Annotated in this window: 3 protein-coding genes; all 3 read left to right on the forward strand. The window is 66.0% G+C overall.

Going from position 1 to position 2,233, the window contains the following annotated elements:
- On the forward strand, positions 1-764 hold a 764-nt coding region (locus VOI29_RS24215; protein ID WP_323784418.1), incomplete at its 5' end, for an aminotransferase class I/II-fold pyridoxal phosphate-dependent enzyme.
- A gap of 14 nt (positions 765-778) precedes the next feature.
- Entirely contained in the window at positions 779-1,495 is a 717-nt protein-coding gene (gene bioD, locus VOI29_RS24220) for a dethiobiotin synthase (protein WP_323784422.1), read from the forward strand.
- Positions 1,492-2,233: aminotransferase class III-fold pyridoxal phosphate-dependent enzyme (locus VOI29_RS24225; protein ID WP_323784420.1), on the forward strand; the 742-nt coding region annotated here is incomplete at its 3' end. The genes bioD and VOI29_RS24225, both read left to right, overlap by 4 nt.

Consider the following 2,233-nt stretch of genomic DNA (forward strand, 5'->3'; position numbering starts at 1 on the left):
ATGACGGCATGCGGCTGGGCCGGGCCGAGACCCGCAGCTTTGACCATGGCGATGCTGCTGACGCTGGGCAGGTGCTGCGCGACTGGCGTGCAGGCGGCGGCACTGGGCAGGTCTGGATCGCGGTTGAGGCGGTCTATTCCATGGATGGCGATTTGGCGCCGCTGGACGCGCTGATGGCCTTGGCCGATGCAGACGGCGCCGTGCTGGTCGTGGATGAGGCGCATTCCTCCGGCCTGTTCGGAGATCTGGGCCGCGGGCTGGCGCATGGCATAGCCCACCGCCCCAACGTGCTGTCCCTGCACACCTGCGGCAAGGCGCTGGGCGCGTCGGGCGCGCTGATCTGCGGCCAGCGGGTGCTGGTCGAAACGCTGATCAACAAGGCGCGCGGGTTCATCTTTGCCACTGCGCCTTCGCCGTTGAACGCGGCGCTAGTGCGCGCGGCCTTGCAGGAGCTGCAGCAGAACCCCGCCCGCCGCGATCAGGCGTGGCAGGGGATCACCCATGCCCAAGCAGAGGCCAGACGCCTGTGCGGGCTGGAGGGCTTTCAAAGCCAGATCCTGCCGGTGGTGATCGGTGATGATAAGCGCACAATGGCGCTGGCGTCCGCAATGCAGGCGCAGGGATATGACATTCGCGGCATCCGCCCGCCGACAGTGCCGCGCGGCACCGCACGGCTGCGGCTGTCGATCACGTTGAATACGGGGGCAGAGGTCATCACCGCGATGTTCGAAGACCTCGCCCGCGAACTGGAGGCAAGCCCATGACGTCCATGACGCCCATGAACACGCTGGTCGTAACCGGAACCGACACCGGCATTGGCAAGACCATCTTCTCTGCCGGGCTGGTGCAGGCGCTGGAGGCCACCTATTGGAAACCCGTGCAATCCGGGCTGGAGGAAGAAACCGACAGCCAGATCGTCACCCGCCTGTCCGGCCGCCCGGCGCTGCCGGAAGGCTATCTGCTGCAACTGCCCGCGTCGCCGCATCTGTCGGCCGAGGCAGAGGAGACAGAGATCGATCCGGACAGGCTGGAACTGCCCCAGGTGGATGGCGTGCTGGTGGCCGAGGGCGCGGGCGGGCTGATGGTGCCCTTGAACCGGCGCGCCCTGTATCTGGACCTGATTGCGCGCTGGGGCGCCCCGGTGATCCTGTGCGCGCGCACCCAACTGGGCACGATCAACCACACGCTGCTGTCGCTGAAGGCGCTGCAGGATGCAGGCAGCGACGTGGTTGGCGTCGCTTTCATCGGCAACCCGGAGCCTGAGGTGGAGGAAACCATCTGCCAGTTCGGCAAGGCGGCGCATCTGGGGCGGCTGCCCTATATCGAGGCGCTGCGCAGCGCACCGGGTGTCGGAAGTGACGCAGGCGGCCCGGCTGCGGGCGGTCCAGGCGCAACGCGCCCCGAAGAGGGTGCCGAGGCGCTGGCCACGGCCTTTGCCGAGAACATCAACCTCGACCTGATCCGCGAGGCGCTGAGCAAGGGAGATCCGGCATGACGGCCGACCTCAGCCAGCTGGAATTCGATCAGCAGCATCTGTGGCACCCCTACACCAACGTCGCCAAACCCGGCCCGACTTTTGTGGTCAAGGAATCGGAGGGCGTGCATATTACCCTCGATGATGGCACCCGGCTGATCGACGCCATGTCGTCCTGGTGGTGCATGATGCACGGCCACAGAAACCCGGCGATCACCCAGGCCATCCACGACCAGCTCGACACGCTGCCGCATGTGATGTTCGGCGGGCTGACCCATGATCCGGCGATTGACCTGGGCCGCAAGCTGCTGGAAATCACCCCCGAAAGCCTCAGCCGCATCTTCTACTGCGACAGCGGCTCAGTCTCGGTCGAGGTGGCGATGAAAATGGCAGTGCAGTACCAGCACGCCATCGGCCAGCCCGGGCGCAAGGAGTTTGCCACCATCCGTTCCGGCTATCACGGCGACACCTGGAAGGCGATGAGCGTCTGCGATCCGGACACCGGCATGCACCACCTGTTCCAGGGCGCGCTGAGTGTGCAGCATTTCGTCAGCCGCCCGCCGATCCGCATCCATGAGGATTGGGTGGATGATCCGGCGCAAAACGGGCTGGGAGAACTGCGCGCGGTGCTGGAGGCCAACGCAGATCGCATCGCCGCCTTCATTCTGGAACCCGTGGTGCAGGGCACCGGCGGCATGTATTTCTACCATCCCGAATATCTGAACCAGGCCCGTGCCCTGTGTGATGAGCTGGGCATCC

Origin of the sequence: Leisingera sp. (assembly GCF_034669605.1) — a bacterium.
In the GTDB taxonomy this organism is placed as follows: domain Bacteria; phylum Pseudomonadota; class Alphaproteobacteria; order Rhodobacterales; family Rhodobacteraceae; genus Leisingera.